The sequence below is a fragment of the Kitasatospora sp. NPDC059648 genome, from assembly GCF_042734825.1.
GTDB lineage: Bacteria > Actinomycetota > Actinomycetes > Streptomycetales > Streptomycetaceae > Kitasatospora.
The window spans coordinates 1-1982 of the sequence record NZ_JBHWDU010000215.1; the positions used below are offsets into that span (position 1 = coordinate 1).

The following is a 1982-nucleotide window of genomic DNA, read 5'->3' on the forward strand; positions in this document are numbered from 1 at the left end:
GAGGCGGTGCGCTTCGCCGACGGCATCGCCTACCTGGCGGCCCAGGGCGTCACCGACTTCCTGGAGCTGGGCCCGGACGGCACGCTGTCCGCCCTGGCGCATGAGATCACCGAGGGTCACTTCGCCCCCGTGCTGCGCAAGGACCGCCCGGAAGCCCTGACCTTCACCCGGGCCGTCACCGGCCTGCACGCCCACGGTGCGGACCTCGACTGGGAGGCGGTGTTCGCCGGTCGCGGCGCGAGCCGCACTGACCTGCCCACCTACGCCTTCCAGCACGAGCACTTCTGGCTGAAGGCGACCTCCGCCGCAGGTGACGCCGCAGGTCTGGGCCAGGCCGCGACGGGCCACGCGCTGCTCGGCGCAGCGATTGCCCTCCCGGATTCGGACGGCGTGCTGCTGACTGGCCGTCTGTCGCTGCAGTCGCACGCTTGGCTGGCCGATCACGCGGTGTCGGGCACGGTGCTGGTGCCGGGGACGGGTCTGCTGGAGTTGGTGATCCATGCGGGCGACCAGCTCGGGTTCGGCCAGGTCGAGGAGTTGATGCTCCAGGCTCCGCTTGTGCTGCCCGAGCAGGGAGGCCTTGCCCTGCGGGTGTCGGTGGAGGCGGTCGGGTCCGACGGTCTTCGCCCGGTGGCGGTCTACTCCCGTGCGGATGATGCGGAGAGTGATGAGCCGTGGGTCCGTCACGCCTCGGGTCTGCTGTCCGATGCCACGGCTGCGGTGCCCGAGTGCCTGTCGGTGTGGCCGCCGCGGGGTGCCCGGCCGGTGGGGGTGGAGGACCTGTACGAGGGCCTGGCCGCCACCGGTCTGGTCTACGGTCCGGTGTTCCGGGGGCTGCGCGCCGCCTGGCGTACCGAGGACGCCGTCTTCGTGGAGATCGCGCTGGCGGAGGGGGTGTCGGTCGACGGCTTCGGTGTTCACCCGGCGCTGCTGGACGCGGCGCTGCACGGCATCGCGCTGGGCGACTTCGTGACGCGGCAGGACGCCGCGCACCTGCCGTTCTCGTGGAACGGGGTCTCGCTCCACGCGACCGGCGCGTCGGTCCTGCGGGTCAAGCTGGCCCCGGCCGGCCCGGACGCGGTGTCCATCGTGGCCGCCGACGAGACCGGCACGCCGGTCGCCTCCGCCGGCTCGTTGGCGCTGCGTCCGGTGGACGCGGGGCAGTTGGTGTCGGCAGGGCGGGAGTTCCACGAGTCGATGTTCCAGCTGGAGTGGTCGGAGCCGACGCTGTCGGCGGCCGGGACCGCCAACTGGGCGGTGCTGGGCCGGGCGGAGGGTGTCTTCGCCGGCGGCACCGCGTACACGGGTCTGGCGGAGCTGGCCGGGGCCGGTTCGGTGCCGGAGGTGGTGTTCGCTCCGGTGGCACTGTTCGAGGGCGGGGACTTGGTGGGTGCTGCCCACCGGTCGGCCCGGGAGGCGCTGGCGCTGGTGCAGGGCTGGCTGGCGGAGGAGCGTTTCGCGGACTCGCGTCTGGTGTTCGTGACCCGTGGCGCCCTGGTTGACGACCTGGCGAGTGCTCCGCTCTGGGGCCTGGTGCGCTCCGCGCAGGCGGAGAATCCGGACCGGTTCGTGCTGGTGGACGCCGACGAGTCGCTGACCCCGGAGCTGCTCCGGTCGGTCCTCGGCTCGGACGAGACCGAGGCGGCAGTCCGCGAGGGCACGGTGCGGGTGCCGCGCCTGGTCCGTGCCTCCCGGGCTGGAGGGGGGGAGGTCGCGCTCGCGGAGGGCGGGACGGTGCTGGTGACCGGTGGTACGGGTGCGCTGGGTTCGCTCGTCGCCCGTCACCTGGTGGCCGAGCACGGTGTCCGTCACCTGGTCCTGACCAGCCGTCGCGGTCTGGCCGCCGAGGGTGCGCGGGAGCTGGCGGACGAGCTGATGGGGCTGGGGGCGGCCGAGGTGGAGATCGCCGCGTGCGACGTCGCCGACCGCGATGCCGTGGAGAAGCTGATCTCGGCCGTCTCCGCCGAGCACCCGCTGACGGC

Annotated in this window: 1 protein-coding gene; it reads left to right on the forward strand. The window is 73.5% G+C overall.

The genetic code is table 11. The annotated features are described in order from the left end of the window. Positions 1-1982, forward strand: a 1982-nt coding sequence (locus tag ACFV1W_RS40515) for an SDR family NAD(P)-dependent oxidoreductase (protein ID WP_380422576.1), incomplete at both ends; no start/stop codon positions are given.